We start from the raw sequence: 17,750 nt of genomic DNA on the forward strand, positions 1-17,750 counted from the left end.
GCTTAATGGCTGTCCCCTCCAGGTGTGGCGCTATCGTCTAGGGGTTAGGACGTGAGATTCTCAATCTTAAAACACGGGTTCGATTCCCGTTAGCGCTACCAGTCAAGATCAGCTAAAGCCCGCTATTTCAGCGGGCTTTGCTTTTGCTGGAAATGTCTGTTGGCGCTCGCTCGTCGATGTTCGCGGTTGCGGTGGTACACAAAATGGTACACAGGGCAGACCCTAGTTCTGAGTCAGGACTCGCGCCGCTCCGATAAAACCAGGGACTTCTCCGAGAGGCAGTTTTTGGTTGTCCAGACCCCGGCTTTGCGGGAAACCCAACTGACGCCTTGTGCCCTCTCGATCCTTTTGAGATTTTGGGGAGAAAGCGCAGAGCAGGCGCAGAGAATCTTCACGCAGGTTCATGAATGCCTGATTCTGCGATCCGCGACTACGATTCGGTATCGGGCTGGGATCTGAACCAGCCGATGGGCCTAGCTCTTCATTACAACGTAAGTGTCACGTCGTCTCCTGGGGCCAGGAATTAGACTCGGTGGCATGGCTGACAAGAAGCTCATGGACCCTCTAGTCCGGACGCGAGTGTACCCACATCCAGAGCAGGTATTTGACTTTGCTCCCGTAAGCCTCGAAACCGCCCTGAGCGATTGCCTCGTTGCAGTGGACACGAATGTCCTTGTACTGCCATACCTGACAGGACAGCAAAGTCTCAAAGGAATCAGGCAAACCTATAAGACTTTGGTAGATCAGAATCGACTGAGAATACCAGGACAAGTGGCGCGAGAATTCGCTGACATTCGAGCTGAGAAGCTGAAGACTCTCTACCAGCAGCTCTCTCAGAAACGCAATGTCACTCTGAAGGTCGGCAAGTATCCGCTTCTCGAGGGCATCGAGCAGTACCACGAGCTTCTGGAAAAGGAGAAAGACCTCGCAGAGATCATGGAGAGCTATCGTGACCAAGTACGAGAACTGCTGGAAACAGTCGAATCTTGGAAGTGGGACGACCCGGTCTCCACGATCTACCGCGAATTGTTCAAAGGTCCTGTTGTGGTTGATCCGAAACATGATGAGAAAAAGTTGCTGGAGGAATTGGCCTATCGCCAGGAGAACAAAATTCCGCCAGGCTACAAAGACGCTAACAACGAGCATTCAGGGGCTGGAGATTTTCTCATTTGGATGGCACTGCTGAAGCTGGGTGAATCTGAGAAAAAGCATCTGCTTTTCGTGTCTGGTGAGGAAAAGCCCGACTGGTGGTACCGATCTGAAAACCGGTCACTCTATCCCCGGTTTGAGCTTGTAGATGAGTATCGAAGAGCTTCCGGAGGGCATAGCTTTTTGATGATCGGATTTGCCGATCTTCTGAAGCATTTTGGTGCGACTGACGACGTGATTGCAGAGGTGGAGGAGAAGGAGCCACTTAGCGCCATACGTGGTTTTGCAGAATACCGAGACACATGGAACGATGTTCCTGCCCCATATGTTCGGCCAACGAAGGATGCGGAGGAGGCAGTTTATCGATGGCTGATGGGTTCACTCGGCATTTCTAGAGGCGAAATCATCAGACAGTGGGACGGATTCCCCGACCTCGTCGTTTCACACGGCACGATAATCGAAGGATACGAAATTAAGGATTTGCGTTCAGTAACTGACTACAAGAAAATGATTTCCAATTCTCTGAACGTGATGCTAAATAGCCCAGTCAGCTCAGGTCTGAACCTTGTTCTTGTATTTGTTGTCGGGGAACAGCGAACGATGCAACCGGTAATCGATCTGGTTGAGGAGTTCAGGACCGCTGCCAGACCCCATTTTATGATTCTGATAGGCACAATCGACTCAGAAGGAGTTTTTGTCCCTTACCACGTATGAGTCGTACCGAAAGAGTGGTCGATTTCCGAGTACTATTCACCTCGATTGTTTGAGCTGACGCTGTCAACGCCTTCAGGTATTTGTACCCATTTGGGATCGGCTTTTTCGACCTGTACGTACAGTACTGGGCGTAATACAAGCCGTACTCAGTTGTCCTGGGTGGCACCTTGCGGGAACCCAACTACGCCTTTTGAGCCCACCGGATTATGTTGGATTTCGTGAGTAAGCGCAGAGCAGGCGCAGAAGAGGTCGGCTTTGGTGCCAGTTAAGTGCCAGTTACTGCCGAGACAGAAACATAATCGCTAATGAAAGCGGAGACTCATTTGAGGTCTGGTTGAGTTTGGCTTCAAGATCGAAAAATCTCTCCATTGTTGTGTAGTGAGGCCATGAATGGCAATTTTCGATCTCGTTCACGCTCTGCCTGCAAATGCCAAGGGCATTGCCCAAGTCAGATTGCGACATGAAATTTCTCTTGCGAGGGGCTCGGAAGCGTTCCGCAATTTCAGCTTTAGCTTGCGGTGATGACGGCGGGCTGAATAGACGCCGTAACGCATCTTGCTTGCGGGATCTGGCCTTGGCCGGAACTCTAGTTAGGTCTCTCGTAGACAAGTACTTTTGTGACGTGATTTCCATTTTCGCCTTCTACCTTCAGGGCGATTGTGCTGCACTATTGAGAAATGCAACTCAAGGGCCTGTAGGAGGATAGTCATCGGACTTGCCTTTTCTGACTCAGAATGTATTGTAGAGCGATCAATGACAATCTCGCGATCCCGTTCATATATTGAAAAGAACCCGCGCTTTGCCCTTACGAGCGCCGGAACTCCAAGGTTGCAGCGAGGCCAAATGGAACTGGTTTACCAGTCCCTTTGTCCTCACTCAACTGTGCGTTCCCTTGAGAACATCGCGGATCGCTGTTCTGCGCTGAAGTATAAGGAAACATACAAGAGGACGGTTGCACAGGACGAAGCATGGCTGTTTTTGCGAATGTCTATTCTTTACCACCTCAGGCGTATGGTCGAACTTGGAGTTGTGCGTGAGATCTTATAGCGCTCACATAGGAAGCCCCCACCAGTCGTCCAGACTCTGGAATCGTGTCCACCCAAGGAAGGCGAGCCAAGCAGGAGGTTTTGTCGGTTTATAAACACTTCGGAAAAACCGCCGACGTCCGACAAGCCTCGTCCCGTAGCTGGAATACCCAAGAGTCAGTGAATCGTGATCGTGTGGACTTTGTTTATCAGCATGCTTGCGCATCGGAACGTCGATGCTTATTCAATGCAAGCATTTTTGGGAGTAGCAAGCACGCATCCAAATCCGACAGATCACATCTGCACTGATTGCATTACCTATTCTTGCGTGAATTTGTCCGGCATCCTCGGTTGGCGGAATGACAGAAATTGGACCAAAGTCTGCCCCATCCATTCGTCACGTTTTTCTATCCATCGCTGCGAGGGGATCTGCTTAATTCCTTCAGCCTAGATGAATCGTGGGTGCTTCGTCCGCGCGGTGATGTCGCTTGGTTGGGAGGTGGGCAATGTCGGATGAAGCGTTCCGATGGTTCTGGTCGGGAACACATAGACGAAACTTCAACAACGTTCCCGACGCTGAGATTCAAGTCCATTACTTATGGATTACATCGTCGTCCCAATGTTGCATCCCGTGGATTCGAGCGAGGAGTATTCTAGGCGCATCAACAACGTGGGCCAGAAAGCGGGGCGGTCTACTCCCAATCGTGAAGAGATCGGCCTTCCAACCAAGCTATGACCGCATTAAGTGATTTCCAGGATCGAAACAATCTTGAACGCGCATGGAGGTGGATTAGGAGTAACCCTGATCCTACCTATAAGCGATATTGCTCCGAGTTCTATTCGCGCTTCGCGGTTGCCGATGATCTCATCATCGAAGATCTTCAGCAACGACTGCAACGTGGTTTTTACGAGCCGAGCCATTCGTGCAAATTCCTGATGCCCAAAAAGTCAGGAATACTTAGACCGTATTCGATACTGACAGTTGAAGATCAAATTGTTTACCAGGCGTTGGTGAACGTAATCGCAGAAAAACTAGCTCCGAAGATTCGCAATAGCTATCTAAGCGAGACCTTCGGTCATATTTATGCAGGGAAGACAAGCCAATGGTTCTATCGTCGATGGAACGATGGCTACAAGGCTTTCAATCAGGCAACACGAGCAGCATTCAAGCGAGGCTTGGTCTATACAGCGAGTTTTGATCTTACTGCTTGTTATGACAGCCTTGACCATGCCGTACTATCCCACTTCCTGACACAGCTCGGGGTCGAACGGGACTTTTGCGATTTTCTTCGCACTTGTCTCAGCAAGTGGACAGCAAATGATCGTCGCATTTATCAGAACCATGGTATCCCGCAAGGTCCACTCAGCTCCGGCCTGCTCTCTGAGGTGGTGTTGCAGCACTTCGATCAGCACTATGGGCCGAAAGCGAATCTGGTCTATTTAAGATATGTGGACGATATCCGTTTGTTCGCAACCAAAGAAATCGACTTGCGTCGAATGCTTGTTCGACTCGATCGACTCAGCAAGGACATAGGACTGTTCCCGCAGGCCGCCAAGATCGATATCCACCGAGTTACTGATATCGAGAAGGAACTGAAGTCTATAAGCAATCCAACCGTGGTCGCTGTGAGAGGCGCAATCGTTGACCAAGCCAAGCTCGCGAAGCGGATTGCTGCATTGAGCCCGAGATTGAGACCAGTTGTGAAAATCGAGGATGAGACCCGCTTCAAATTCCTTTTGGCCCACGCATTGCCTACCTCAAAACTGAACGACCGACTGCTGACCATTAGTGCGGCGCGACCAGATCTCGTGCCTTCAATCGCGCGATATCTTAAGCGATATCAGCGGCTACCAAAATCCGTCGCAAAGCAGCTAATAGCCCGAGTTCGCAACGAGCAACTCTATGAGTACGTCACGGCGGATTGGCTCGATGTACTTGCAGGAAGACTCAGTGATGCCGACTCATTGGCTCTCAATGTGATTCTGAAAGCTCAGTGGAAACCGCGCACACTCAGTCCGGAACTGAAGGCTGAAGCTGGAAAGCGTCTAATTCGCGCGGGATTGTTGAACGTCAATCAGACACGCCATGCCATTCTTTCGGTCCGGGAATCATGGGTGCGTGCTCAGTTGGTATCGGCACTCAACGACCAACACTATGGAAAAGCCGCTTTAGAGACTATCACGAATCAGGCCCTCAGAGACCATAATCCCGATGTAAGTCTAGCGGCTGCTCAACAGGCAGCTTTCTTGGGCATCACCGTCGTTCCGCCATTTCGCACGATTCAGCATTCAGGCGGCAAGGCGTTGCGCCAGTTCGGCATTTTGACCCGAGTAACTGGAAGATCCTGCGGTATTTCTTGGAGCATGGCTCGATTGACTGGAAGATCGTCTAGCATCAATTGGCGCTCAATATTCGGCTCAACCTATCGACACGCTGAGAGATTAGCCGTACAAATGAGAGCCCTGAGCGATACCAATGTGACTGCATTTGTGAACGCAGCCGATGTATTTAATGACCGATTGTTGAGTCGGCTATATCTTCATGATCCTTCCTTGGGTACTTATCTATTGGGAAGCATTGGGTCTATTCTCTCCAGTACGCGCTTGAAGACGAACTACCCATCCGTCCATACACTGTGTGACGCAATTCACACAGAACGCTTAAAAAGCAGCCTTTCGCACCCTATCGTGAAGAAGACTGGGAAGCCGACGTCACGAATACCGTACCGCTATTTGAGGAAAGCGAAGCAACTATATGTGCAGGCGCTAATCGAATTAGAGGCGAGTTGGTAGCGAACGAGTCGGCTGCCAGAACAATCGCAGTGTACCAAGCAGAGAGATTTCAACCCTGCGCCAATATGACTCCGCGCACCGTTCATCATTGTCTAGCAGCTAAGCCTGTCTGACACTAAACTGTCGTTTGCGCACAGGTCACAGTGGCAAAGACCCCGAAGGAGTGAGGCCTTTGGAGGAGTCGATGCGATTTCCGCCGTCGTTCTGATACAAGGCGCAGATGAGGCGCAGTGTATCAACAAAGCCTCGACAGCCGCCAATTCGAGATTCGGGAACAAATGGGACCATCCCATGCAGATTCTTGACGGCCTCTTTGATAATGAGATTCTGCGAAGTCGTTCAAGTTGAGGAGACCTCGGTTGCCATAGGCTGATAGAGGTATTTCTGGAAACCGGCAAATATCTGTCCGATCTCCTCCGCTTGTCCCAAGTCCGCAAGAGCATCGGAAATGGAATTGTGATATTTAAGCCGCAACAAAGGCGTGAGCTTTTCCTGATCCAACTCTTCGACGCCGACACTAACATAGTGTGCGAGCACGAAGTCCAGAAAGCCCTGCTGCTTGCTGTTGAAGTGGCTGCTTATCGAGATCTTCGCTCTTGCAGCCCTCTCTTCACGGTTGAGCGGGGGCAGCGCGTAGGCGACATAGGCGAGCACGTCGAAGATGTCGCTCTTTTCCGCATCAATGATCTTTTGCATCTCGTGAAGTTGGTCCGGACCGAAGCCCATCTCTGCGAGCCCAATCAAGAGCATCTTTCTGGTTAAGGGATTGCTCCATAAAGTCCGCAACTCCGCCTCATCTTTGAAGAACTCCGGCAGTTTGCCGAACAGCAACTCAAGGAATTGCTGAGCGGACATTGGCGTGCCGTCGGGATGCCAGAACGTCGTACAAATCATGTGCTGGATCGCCAACTCTTTTCCGTTGGCGAGCTTCACCTTGGTCTTTGGTTTCTTCTTACATTCACAAGGGTCTTGCCCGCAGACCGCACAATTTTCTTTAGGACACGCGCAAGTGATTTGCCCGCAAACAGGACACGGCTGCTTTGGCTCCTTTACGCACTGGCATGGGTAGTAACCGCACTTCGCGCATGGTTCTGGCTCCTGAGGCTCACCATCCCACTCCGGATCGGCGAAATGAAGGTAAGCCTTCACGAAGTCATAGATTGTGAAATAGTCCTTACCATCAAAGAGCCGTGTGCCGCGCCCGATTATCTGCTTGAACTCGATCATGCTATTGATGGGCCGCATGAGAACGATGTTCCTGATGTTTCGAGCGTCCACTCCGGTCGAAAGCTTTTGCGAAGTCGTCAGAATCGTTGGAGTGGTCTTGTCGTTGTCCTGGAAGTCTCGGAGATGCTGATTTCCAAGTTCGCCATCCTTGGCGGTGACCCTTTGGCAGTAGTTCGGGTCTGAACTTATCTTCATCTGGTTGATGAGGTCACGGACAACAAGAGCATGAATCTGCGTGGCACAGAAAACAAGCGTCTTCTCTTTCTGGTTGATCTGCTCCATGAACAGCTTGACCCGGTGGGCTTCGCGCTCTTTGATCTCAATGATCTTGTTGAAGTCCGCTTCTTCGAAGTGATCGCCGACTTCGATCTCGCCCTCAATCAACTTGTCATCGGATGTGTAGGTGTACTCGTCTAGTGATGTTGTGATCTGCTTCAATCGGAACGGAGTCAGGAAGCCGTCATTGATGCCATCCTTTAGCGAATAGATATATAGCGGGTCACCGAAGTAGGCATAGGTATCCGCATTCTCCTGGCGCTTTGGCGTTGCCGTAAGGCCGAGTTGAACCGCAGGAGTAAAGTATTCGAGGATGTCCCGCCAGGTGCTTTCGTCGTTCGCTCCGCCGCGATGGCACTCGTCGATGACGATGAAATCAAAGAAGTCTGGTGGGTACTCGCCGAAATATGGAGAGGGTTTGCCGTCTTTTGGCGGGCCGCTCATGAAGGTCTGAAAGATAGTGAAGAAAATGCTCCCATTCTTTGGGACTTTCCCCTTCTTGCGAATGTCTTCAGGCTTAATCCGGACCAGCGCGTCGTCGGGAAATGCTGTAAAGGATGTGAAATCGTTGAATGCTTGATCAGCGAGATTGTTGCGGTCGGCGAGGAACAGGATACGCGGGCGGCGCGTAGGCTGGGCTCCGCTCTTCCATTCCGCCACACTCCATCGGGCATTGAAGAGCTTCCAGGAAATCTGGAAGGCAATAGATGTCTTTCCGGTACCAGTTGCCAGCGTCAAGAGCGCGCGATCTTTGCCATTTTCAATTGCCTCCAGTACGCGCGTTACCGCGATCTCCTGGTAGAAGCGAATCGTCCACATGCCGCTCTTGTCTGGATAGGGTATGGCGGCGAAACGATCACGCCACGGGACTGGGGTTGGGAAGGTCATCTTCCAGAGTTCGTCTGGAGTTGGGTAGGTAAGCGTCTCGCCTTCCTTCCCCGTGTGCATATCTATGGCGTAGATGTCCTGGCCATTGGAAGAATACGTGTAGCGAATTGCCATCTTATCGGCGTAGTTCTTTGCCTGAGCGACACCCTCGGTCAATTGCTGGTCCCACGCCTTAGCTTCGATGACTCCCAACTTGGTGTTGCGATATTCCAACACATAATCGGCGGTGGGCGGTTTACCGCGCTTTCCTTGTCCTTCAATTCGGCCAAGCGTGATTGGATACTCACGGCGGACGCGGCTTCCCTCAACAACTTGCCACCCCGCCGCCTTCAGCGCGGGATCGATGTACTCGGCCCTGGTCTCGGCTTCGTTCATGACTATGGGATCGGCTCCCGGCTCCAGATCACTTCGCAAATGCTCTGTATAAGCTCTTGGCGCTCATCGATGTCAGACTTATTGAAAGATTTGTGTGGTCTGAACTCCAGTCCGAGTCTTTCATTCATTTTTAGAAAATTCGGATTGTTCTTATATGCCTTCGGATGGAGCGATTTTACTAAGAGATTTTCCTTCAAATAGTGTTCTACTTTGTCTGAATAGGGCATCGATCCGTAGGACTGATTTGTACCTTGTGGCAGCAAGACCAAGTCACCGATTCTGTCTCGATAACTTTCAAACTCGTGTCTTTGCTCGAATTCATCTCTATGCTCTGCAAACTTGTCAGCCCAAATGTGTTCAACCTCAAAGGGCTTTTTCCCATTATTTAGGAAGTAGGTGGAGAAATTCGTTGCTCCACCAGATTGTTGCTCAATGAACCCGGTAATACGAGAGAGTAGGAATTTCACAAAGGCGCGGTTCATTCCGTGCAGGTGAAATTCACCCATACCCTCCCATGTTTCCGGCATCTCGGCCAGCTTGGCCGTCAATATGGAGCGCAGAGAGTTAAGAGTCTTGCCACGTATTTCCTTCACCAAGGAATACATCGTGTAGCGGACTGAACTTGCCCCGAACTTCCGGAAGTTGATCGACCGGCGAACAGCGAATGTTTCAAGAAAGCTCGCGACCTCGTTGATTTTCTGGCGAGTAACGTCGGGATTATCTGTAGATTTAAGCGGGGCCATCATCAAAGGAAAGCTTAGCGAGTCAGCAATACCCCATTGTGAATGGTAAAACACATTCTCCCAGCCAGCTTTCTCCGTTCTCTGACCTTCGAGGATTTCGAGATAAGCTCGAAGATAGAACTTCAGCTCGGTATGCAAAAGTGTTCGGAAATCTTCCGGAGAATTTGCATCCACGCTGATCTTCGCGAGATTGTCACGGAACCAACTGTGAAATCGTGTGCCGATCTTTTCAAAATCCTCATTCGAAGAACCCGCTTTGCCTTGGCGAATCGTGTCAGCGTATTGGCTGCGCAGCCAGGCTTGGAAGAACCTCTGATCTTCGTCTTTGCTATGCAGATGGAGACTCTGAATCGAGTCTCTCCAGAATCGATTCGCCTTTTCTCGATCTTTGGCCTCGTCGAAGCGCGAGAGAATATACCCCTTTAACATTTCGGTGGATGTCAGATTTAGCCCACGATCATTCATCGACTCAAATATCGTATAGGCGTTGTCATCCGAATAAGCTGTGATCTCGACGAGAATGACGTTATATTTCAGCCAATCAAGAAAATAAGGGAAAGAATTGCCTTTGATATCTTCCGGGAAGGCCTCACCAATATCAGCATAGCGTCGAACCATATTGACCGTTGATTCGTCATCGCCGGGCTTTACTTCATAGCAACCATCTAGAAAAAGTTTCTCCAAACATTCTTTGCGCTCCTCAACTTGAATATTGAAAGATTTCTTGCCGTACTTCTCGGAGAATACAAGGGGTTCGATGGATTCATTTCCTCCGAGTTCCTTTTGCAGGTTGTTGAGGTAAATCAGAAATAGCGTCAACGAAGTCAGACGTTGTTGCCCGTCTATGATGCTCTTCATCCCGCCCTTACTGCTCACCACAAACGGTCCAAGGTAGTAATTGTTGTAGTGCTCTACGGACGGGCGTGAATCGCCGGGAGAATAAGCATCGAGAAAACTGGATGTCAGATCCGTCACCAATTGCTCTATGTGCTTCTGTTCCCAACTGTATTCGCGCTGGAAATAATCAACGGTGTACTTCCGTTCGTTCAGCACATCAAAGATCGTTCTATCGTCAGCATCAATCTTGTGATTGTCTTTGCTCATAACTCCCTAAAGTTCTCCCGTGAAGGCCCTACGCAAGATAGCCTTTTTCAATTCTCCCAGCGATACGAGTTTTTGCTGGTAAATAGATTCGAGATGCTGAATGTCAGCAGAGTTAGCGTTCAACTTAACGACAATTTGGTGCTGCTCAGCAATCGGAGGAAGGGGAATCGGGAACCTCCGTATATCACAAATATTTAGATGAGGCGAAGCCGCTCCATTTGTTAGGCGCCTGACCTCCGAGAGGATCAAGGTCGAATTCATCACAGCTGTGAAGTACTCTGGCAATGCGAGTTTGGTGTCCAGCCGGAATAGCATCATCCTTTGCCCTAAGCACATTTTCATATGTTCTGGAATCATGCATGCAATTCCCATAATCCCGCCCTCGCGACTATACAGAACATCACCACCTTTAGGCTCAAGACGAGTAATCCGTTCGTTGTACGTCTGCTCGGAAACAAATTGAACTGATTCGAGATCAAGAAATCCGGGCTTAAAGTTCGTGGTGCGGAGACATAGCACTCCAGATTTAGCCCATCTCGGTGTGCTGTGCGGACAGTCAACTATATGAATAGCGATTTGTTCGGGTGAGGCCAAAATCCAACTTTTTGGAAGATCAACGGACTTGACAGTAATAGGGGCGTCCGGACCTTTGTATTTTCCTTTTCCGCCAAACTGAGTGTGGCGCTCGGCAAGCCTCCGTGCTAAAACGGCGGAAGCATGTTCAACATTTTCGTGATCGCGTCGCCATTCCTTCGTGAGGCACCCTGCTGTTGCAAAATCAAGGTAGCTTCCAAAAAGTTCTCGGGCATTTTGGAGGTTTTTATCGCCATTGGCTTTCGCGGTAGCAATGCTGTCAAACGCGTCATCGAGGATACCGACTATCCTCTTTTGATCAACCAACGCAGGAAAACTTACGGGCATCTCCTTCAGCTTCGCCTTGTTAAGCGTCATCCCTTTGAGCTTCACATCGTTCTCGGCAGCCTTGCGCCAATCAAAGAAGTGAAGGAAGTAGAAAAGAAACTCCTTCGACAATTCACGCTCATTGAAAATCTTAAGCGCAGCAATAGCTTCGTTTGTGAATAGGTCACGCCCTGCAAATGCCAGGCGTCCCAGCGTAAGCTTGAAACTGACCAACAGCGTTCCTTCAGAGACTATCTTAGAAATCGCTGCGCCTTTATCCGAAAGGTATTCTTTACTGTCAACGACGACGTTATCTTCGGCGTTCAGAAGATCAGCAATTGAGAGCCACACATTGCCGGTCTTCCTCTTTTCATCCCAGAACGCCTTATTTGATCGTGCTGGAGTTTTTCCGAGTTCGATTTCGCAAAGTTCACCAAGCCGCTTTGTCTGCCAATTTCTCGTCATAGCAGCGCCTTTATGTTGTTCAATATTTCGGCGCTCTCGGCATCAAGCGCGGCAATCTCCTTCATGATCTCCTGCGGCGAGCGGTGCGCAATTTCATTACCGCCGTCTGGATTCTTCACTGAGAGATCAAAGGTAACTTTGTCGATGGTCTCGGCGTCCACACTCCAACTCTTGGGTGAGTCGGCATCGGCCCTCTGCAATTTCACGAATTCTGCTAAATCGCCATCGTTGAGCGGATTCGTTTTGCCCAAGTTGCGGCCAGGTTCAAGCTGGTAATACCAGATTTTGCGAGTTGGCGCTCCTTTCTCGAAGAAGAGCACGACGGTCTTTACGCCCGCCCCCTGAAAGGTGCCGCCTGGGCAGTCAAGAACGGTGTGGAGGTTGCAACTTTCCAGTAGCAGCTTGCGCAATTTGACACAGGCGTTGTCAGAATTGGAGAGGAAGGTGTTCTTGATCACGATGCCGCCGCGCCCACCCGCCTTGAGAATTTTGATGAAGTGCTGGAGGAAGAGAAAAGCCGTTTCGCCGGTACGGATGGGGAAGTTCTGCTGAACCTCCGGGCGCTCTTTACCTCCGAAAGGCGGATTTGCCATCACAATGTCATAGCGGTCTTTCTCTTGGATGTCGGCGAGATTTTCGGTCAGCGTGTTGGTGTGGATAATGTTGGGCGCTTCAATGCCGTGCAGGATCATGTTCATGATCGCGATCACGTAGGCAAGGGACTTCTTCTCCTTGCCATAGAATGTGCGTTCCTGGAGTGTCTTCGCGTCCTTCGTCGTCAGGCCTGTCTTTGAAGTGAGGTACACAAAGGACTCGCAAAGGAAACCCGCGGAGCCCACCGCACCGTCGTAGATGCGTTCGCCGATCCGTGGATTCACGACCTGGATGATCGCGCGAATGAGCGGACGCGGGGTGTAGTACTCGCCGCCATTGCGTCCGGCGTTGCCCATGTTCTTGATCTTGGCCTCGTAGAGATGCGAGAGTTCATGCTTCTCGACTTGGGAGCGGAACCGCAACTCGTCGATGTGATCGATGATTTCGCGAAGATTGTAGCCGCTCTGTATTTTGTTCTTGATCTCGCCGAAAATCTCACCGATCTTGTACTCGATGGTATTGGGGCCGGTCGCCTTCTGTTTGAATCCGTGTAAATAGGGAAAGAGCTTTGAGTTCACGAAGTCGCGTAGATCATCGCCGGTCGAGGCCTTGTTGTGGTCGAGTTTGCCGTCCTTGCCCTTAGGAGCAGCCCAAACTCCCCACCGATATTGTTTGTCGAGGATGTAAGAGTAAGTTTTGCCTTCCAGCGCGGCCTCGCTGCTCTTGTCTTGCTCAAGGTCGTCAAGATATTTCAGGAACAGCAGCCAGGAAGCCTGCTCGGTGTAATCGAGTTCAGTTGTGCAGCCAGCTTCTTTCCAAAGGACATCATCAATGTTTTTAAAGGCCTGTTCGAACATGGTCACCCTGAGCACTTCCCGGCATGAGTTGATTGAAAATGGGCTCGCTACAAAGATAACCCAGAGGGTCGGTTCAAACGTGGCAGACTCCTCGCAACAGTGGTTCAGCGGGACACTCCAGCTTAATGTTCGTCCAGGGCAATAAGACCGTCTCCCCGATCTCGACGTGCAAGCGCGCAAGCTCATGATTATTCACCCAGGGCAGAATTGAAGTCCAGATTCTGGACATCACCCTGCGTGATTGTTCCCAATCAGGTACCATTTCCCTGATTCGGCTAGGGTCGCTCCCGAATGGGCAGGCTCTCCCGGCCTGCCTCGCCGATCTTTTCGCTACCGGGATGCCACTCCGGGAGGTGACAAGTGCCCAACAATCGAGAAAGAGAACTAGAGGAATTTCTCGCCCCGCTGCCAGCTTGGTTGCAAGCCGCACTTGAGGAAAGGGATTATTCATTCCGCTCGGTTGAGGAAAACCTCGAATGGATAAACAATCAAAACAGAGTGACTGAGTTAAAGCCGAAATATGAGTCTATCCTCCGCCATCTCCCCGCTAAGTGGAACGAGTATTGCAAGAGATTTCGGGAGAGGTTGCGTAAGACGCGAGAGACCCAAGAGCATTTTGAGAAGTCCCCGAAGGGGAAACCCGGCAGGCCGCTAGACAGCAAAAGTGGAAGTTATTTTGAGCAACATTCCGTCGATTCATCCTATGCGGACATTGCGAAGCAAGAATTGCTTCAAGAGCAGCAATCTGTGCAAGACGACGAAGCGAAGCAGGTTCTCATTCGGAAAGAAACTGAACGCATCCGGGCGTCGGTGAGGCGGTCACGCCGTAGGCAAAGCGAATAGCGCCCCCGTACATAATCTCACTTCATATTTCGTCCATCTTCCCAAACTCCTCAGTTGTCCGCAAGGTGGAGTTAGCAGCGCTTTTACACAAAAAGAGCGCTCAATGAGGAGCAACATCCATGATGGAACTACCGCAAACACTAACACCCATTCAGGCGGCAAAATACCTGGGAATTTCCGAGGCTGTTCTCCGGCTTTGGCGCTCAGAGGGCGAAGGGCCGCGTTACTTCAAGGCCGGAGAAAAGCTCATTCGCTATCGTCGCTTCGATCTTGATTCGTGGGTCGAAGCCCGCTTGAGCGCTCCGGCGGCAGTGGAAGGGCGCTAGACATGGCGGCCAATCTAGGGGCCGCCGACGCCGGAATGCGAGAGATTGAGCGATTGGCTGACAGCGGGTGGAGACTGCTTCCATGCGCCCATCGTTCCAAGGCGGCATTGCTGAAGGGATGGCCCACCTTGGCGTCATCCGATCTCGCGACTATCCGCAAGTGGGCGGCCAAGTATACCGGTTGCAATTGGGCCGTTGCCACCGGGAAGGATTCCGGCGTTTTCGTCCTCGACATTGACGGGGAAAAGGGCAGAGCTTCCCTAATCACGCTTGAGGAGCGGCAAGGCCCACTCCCCGATACGCTCACGTCACGAACGGGACGTGTTGACGGCGGAGAACACCGATGGTTCAAGTATCCGGCTGGCCGAGAAATACGCGGTAATGCTGGCAGACTTGGCGTGGGCTTGGACGTGAAGGCTACTAAGGGATATGTGGTCGTTCCGCCATCGATCCACGAGACTGGGCAACCCTACCAGTGGGCAGAGCCCCAACGATCCGTGGCGGACGCCCCAGCCTCACTAGTTGAAATGCTGACAGACAAGACTGGGAACCCCCGCATCCCGCTGTCGGAATGCTTCGGCATTCTCACCGAGGGTAAGCGCAACGATGGACTAGCGAGTTACGGAGGCGCATTGCGGCGCAAGGGAGCGGAACTGGCTGAACTGGAGGAAAAACTGCTCATCTACAATTCTCGCCACTGCCAACCGCCGTTGGAAGAAGATGAGGTTTGCGAGATTGCAGAGAGCATGGTTCGTTATCCCATAGGCGGCCCGGACCCGTTAGAGCTTGCATGGCAGGCCGTGCAAAGCGAGGTCCCCCCGACGCGCACAGCGCAGTTCGTCGAGCTTTGCAGGCACCTCCAGAGCGCTCGCGCTGAGCAGTCCATCGCACTGCCAATTCAACGAATTGGCGAACTGATGGGCGTTCACTGGACAACGGTATCGAACTTCAGGAAAGACGCTGTGAAACGCGGTTGGCTAAAGCCGGTTGAGCAGTACATCGCACACAGGCGGGCCGGTCACTACCGCCTAATTGAAAGCCAGATTCCGACAGACACAAAGACTCTAACTAAACCCCTTACCCTAACTAATGGTTTAGTGAGAATTTCCAGCTTGGGCTTCCCTAGTGAGGATCAAGAGAAAGCCCCTAGTGAGAAATGCCCTCATGTGTCCTGTGCGGGGCTGGCTGGGTCAGCAGACGGGCCGCTACCTTCCATGCCTCGATGCCCGCACTGTGCGAGCTTTGCTCTTTACCGGCAGAACAACGTCGGCACCTATGAGTGTCTGACTTGTGAGCTGGTGGGCATCGAAGAGAGCATAGCTCGTGGAATAGCAGGAATTCCGGCACTGTGAATCGTGGCATTCAGTAGTGTCTTGCGTTAACCTATCGCGATAGGTATTATCCTTGAGCATGAAGTGTCCGATTCACCGTGTCGAGCTTATCTGCTACTGCCCGGCGTGCCGTGGCGAAGCCACAAGCAAGCGCAAGGCAGCGTCGTCCCGCGAGAATGGCAAACTGGGTGGACGGCCCAAAGGCAGCAAGAACAAACCGAAGTCCAAACCCCAAACCAGTGAGGTGAAACGATGATCTATAAGCGCGGCAAAGTCTACTGGTATAACTTTCGCTGGTCTCTCAAGAATGAAGACGGGACAGTTGAAAGTTTTCGCATCGTGAAATCTGCCAAGACGCACAAACGGAAACAGGCAGAGGATGCAGAAGACGAACATCGGCGAGCGCTGAGGCTCGGCGAGATTCACCCAAATGATCCGTGGCCCAAGCCTGCGGTTAGCGCTCCGCCAGTATTCCGAGTATTCTCCAAGGAATTCCTTCAATACGCCAAGACGCACACAAAGCCCGGGACGCACACGTTCTACAGTGTGTGCCTGGACAGGTTGCTGACATTCGCAGCCATCGCAGATGCCCCGCTAAACGCGATTACAGGCGAGACAGTGAGCCGCTACGCTCGGCATAGGCAGGAAGTTCCAGAGAATTCCGTTGTGACCGTAAACGGCGATCTACGCACCTTGCGGCGGGTTCTCCATATCGCGGTTGAATGGGGCAAACTGGACCGTGTGCCTTCGATTCACGAATTGCCCCAAGCCCAAGGCCGAGACTGTGTGTTGAGTTTCGCGGAAGAAGCGAAGTATCTGGCGAAGGCTTCTGAGAATCTCCGCGATGCGACCATTCTCGCAGTCGATACCGGCATGCGCCCCAATAGTGAATTGTTCCCGCTGAAATGGACCGATGTGGATTTGACGGTGCGGCCCGAATCCCCTCACGGAGTGCTCCACGTTCGCCAAGGCAAGACAGATAGTGCGCAGCGAAGCCTTCCCCTCACTCCGCGCGTTGCAGAGGTTCTACAGCGGCGCAAAAAGGCAGCAGAAGCCAAAGGGAAGCTATCGGCCTTTGTGTTTCCGGGCGCTGGCATCTCGGGACACATCACTTCTGTCCAGCACCCGCACAAGACAGCAATTGAAGATTCGAAACTGGCGAGCTTTGAGTTCTATTGCTGGCGTCATACGTTCGGCACCCGGGCCGCACAGTCTGGTATGGACCGCTTCACACTGGCCCGGCTGATGGGGCACAGCTCGCCAGCCGTGGCTGCACGGTATTACGTCCACGTTACAGAGACACACGTTGCCGCTGGCTTCGGCAAGTTTGTGGAGTACCACACGCGCAATGTGGCGGAGGGACTCGCAGAGGCATTCCCCCAAGCAAGTGAAGCGATTCAATAGGGTGGTAGTGTCTGAAATCTGCGTTACCGATCTGGACCGCTTTGGAGTGCCTCAGCGATAGCTTGCTGCGATTCAATGTGCTCCTGATCTGTTCGCCGATTCAAACAAAAATTTAACGCTGTACCGCTTTAGTTCGACCCGTGCAGCGTGCGCCGCCGATGTTGCGCGTGGGGAGAAGCTTGGGGCTACGAGAATGCCCCGCACTGATCTGCCGCCATCGCTCATAAGGTCTCCCATGTAGGCCAGCAGTTGGCCCACGGCGTCCCTGTCGGCTTCCACGGCCTTCAGTTCGATCACGACCGTTGCGCCGTTTTTGTCCTGGGCGGTTATGTCGATATAGCCTGAACGAACCCGTTTTTCCTTGTTGTCGTCGGCGATCTTCAACCCAGGCTCAAGTTGGTCGATGTTGTCTCGGAGTACTTTCTGGAGATCACGCTCAAGGCCGAAGGTGGTCGTAAGCGCCGTGAGTGCCTCTTCTACTACTTCTGCTTCCTCCGAACCTAGGGGAGTCTTACGCATCGTGTGGTGTGCCCTCAGAGCGGCGACGGTCCCTAACGACAGCCCGGTCTTTTCGGCTATTTCGTGCGAGTCGCGGCGCGCGTCAAACATATCATTGGCGGTTTTTCTCTGTTCGGGTGTTATTTCCGACATGGCTTTGCGCGGATCATACCAGATCGCGCGGTATGTCGCTGGTCAATGGGCTCTTGCACTCTTCGCGTTGCGACGCAGATTCAAA

At 51.8% G+C, this 17,750-nt stretch carries 11 protein-coding genes and 1 tRNA gene; 7 read left to right on the top strand and 5 right to left on the bottom strand.

Translation table 11 applies throughout. From position 1 onward, the window contains the following. The first annotated feature begins 26 nt into the window (after nt 1–26). The 3 genes from P8935_RS08410 (at nt 27) to P8935_RS08420 (ending at nt 5,681) form a co-directional block, all read left to right on the top strand. Nucleotides 27–101 (top strand) — tRNA-Glu (locus P8935_RS08410). Between the two features lie 436 nt (nt 102–537). After that, nucleotides 538–1,863 carry a PIN-like domain-containing protein gene (locus P8935_RS08415; protein WP_348264543.1) on the top strand — a complete coding sequence of 442 codons (1,326 nt, stop codon included), beginning with the start codon at nt 538–540 and terminating at the stop codon, nt 1,861–1,863. Between the two features lie 1,757 nt (nt 1,864–3,620). Further along, the gene (locus tag P8935_RS08420) at nt 3,621–5,681 is read left to right on the top strand and encodes an RNA-directed DNA polymerase (RefSeq protein ID WP_348264544.1); all 2,061 of its coding nucleotides are present in this window, start codon (nt 3,621–3,623) and stop codon (nt 5,679–5,681) included. A 339-nt stretch (nt 5,682–6,020) separates the two neighbouring features. On the opposite strand, the gene P8935_RS08425 is transcribed toward P8935_RS08420, so the two are convergent. Genes P8935_RS08425 through P8935_RS08440 form a run of 4 tightly spaced genes read right to left on the bottom strand, consistent with a single transcriptional unit; the run spans nt 6,021 to nt 13,110 of the window. Next, nucleotides 6,021–8,447 carry a DEAD/DEAH box helicase family protein gene (locus P8935_RS08425; RefSeq protein WP_348264545.1) on the bottom strand — a complete coding sequence of 809 codons (2,427 nt, stop codon included), beginning with the start codon at nt 8,445–8,447 and terminating at the stop codon, nt 6,021–6,023. Between the two features lie 2 nt (nt 8,448–8,449). Next, complete coding sequence (locus P8935_RS08430; protein WP_348264546.1) at nt 8,450–10,294, bottom strand: DUF262 domain-containing protein; 1,845 nt, start codon at nt 10,292–10,294, stop codon at nt 8,450–8,452. 6 nt (nt 10,295–10,300) lie between these two features. After that, nucleotides 10,301–11,659 (bottom strand): restriction endonuclease subunit S, encoded by a 1,359-nt coding sequence (locus tag P8935_RS08435; protein ID WP_348264547.1) that lies wholly within the window; start codon nt 11,657–11,659, stop codon nt 10,301–10,303. After that, entirely contained in the window at nt 11,656–13,110 is a 1,455-nt protein-coding gene (locus P8935_RS08440) for an N-6 DNA methylase (protein WP_348265319.1), read from the bottom strand. Before P8935_RS08440 ends, P8935_RS08435 begins: the two co-directional genes overlap by 4 nt. A 360-nt stretch (nt 13,111–13,470) precedes the next feature. On the opposite strand from P8935_RS08440, the gene P8935_RS08445 reads away from it, so the two are divergent. The 4 genes from P8935_RS08445 to P8935_RS08460 all read left to right on the top strand — a co-directional run bounded on the left by P8935_RS08445 (nt 13,471) and on the right by P8935_RS08460 (nt 17,014). Next, on the top strand, nt 13,471–13,953 hold the full coding sequence (locus P8935_RS08445; RefSeq protein WP_348264548.1) for a hypothetical protein: 483 nt from the start codon (nt 13,471–13,473) through the stop codon (nt 13,951–13,953). Between the two features lie 119 nt (nt 13,954–14,072). Beyond that, the gene (locus P8935_RS08450; RefSeq protein WP_348264549.1) at nt 14,073–14,279 is read left to right on the top strand and encodes a helix-turn-helix domain-containing protein; all 207 of its coding nucleotides are present in this window, start codon (nt 14,073–14,075) and stop codon (nt 14,277–14,279) included. 2 nt (nt 14,280–14,281) lie between these two features. Continuing rightward, nucleotides 14,282–15,631 (top strand): bifunctional DNA primase/polymerase, encoded by a 1,350-nt coding sequence (locus tag P8935_RS08455; RefSeq protein WP_348264550.1) that lies wholly within the window; start codon nt 14,282–14,284, stop codon nt 15,629–15,631. Nucleotides 15,632–15,862: 231 nt separating this feature from the next. Continuing rightward, nucleotides 15,863–17,014: a tyrosine-type recombinase/integrase gene (locus tag P8935_RS08460; protein WP_348264551.1), complete on the top strand. Its 1,152-nt coding sequence runs from the start codon at nt 15,863–15,865 to the stop codon at nt 17,012–17,014. A gap of 72 nt (nt 17,015–17,086) precedes the next feature. Here the strand turns inward: P8935_RS08460 and P8935_RS08465 are convergent, their stop codons facing one another. Continuing rightward, complete coding sequence (locus P8935_RS08465) at nt 17,087–17,623, bottom strand: endonuclease NucS domain-containing protein (protein WP_348264552.1); 537 nt, start codon at nt 17,621–17,623, stop codon at nt 17,087–17,089. Nucleotides 17,624–17,750: the final 127 nt, after the last annotated feature.

The sequence above is a fragment of the Telmatobacter sp. DSM 110680 genome (assembly GCF_039994875.1).
Classification (GTDB): domain Bacteria; phylum Acidobacteriota; class Terriglobia; order Terriglobales; family Acidobacteriaceae; genus Telmatobacter.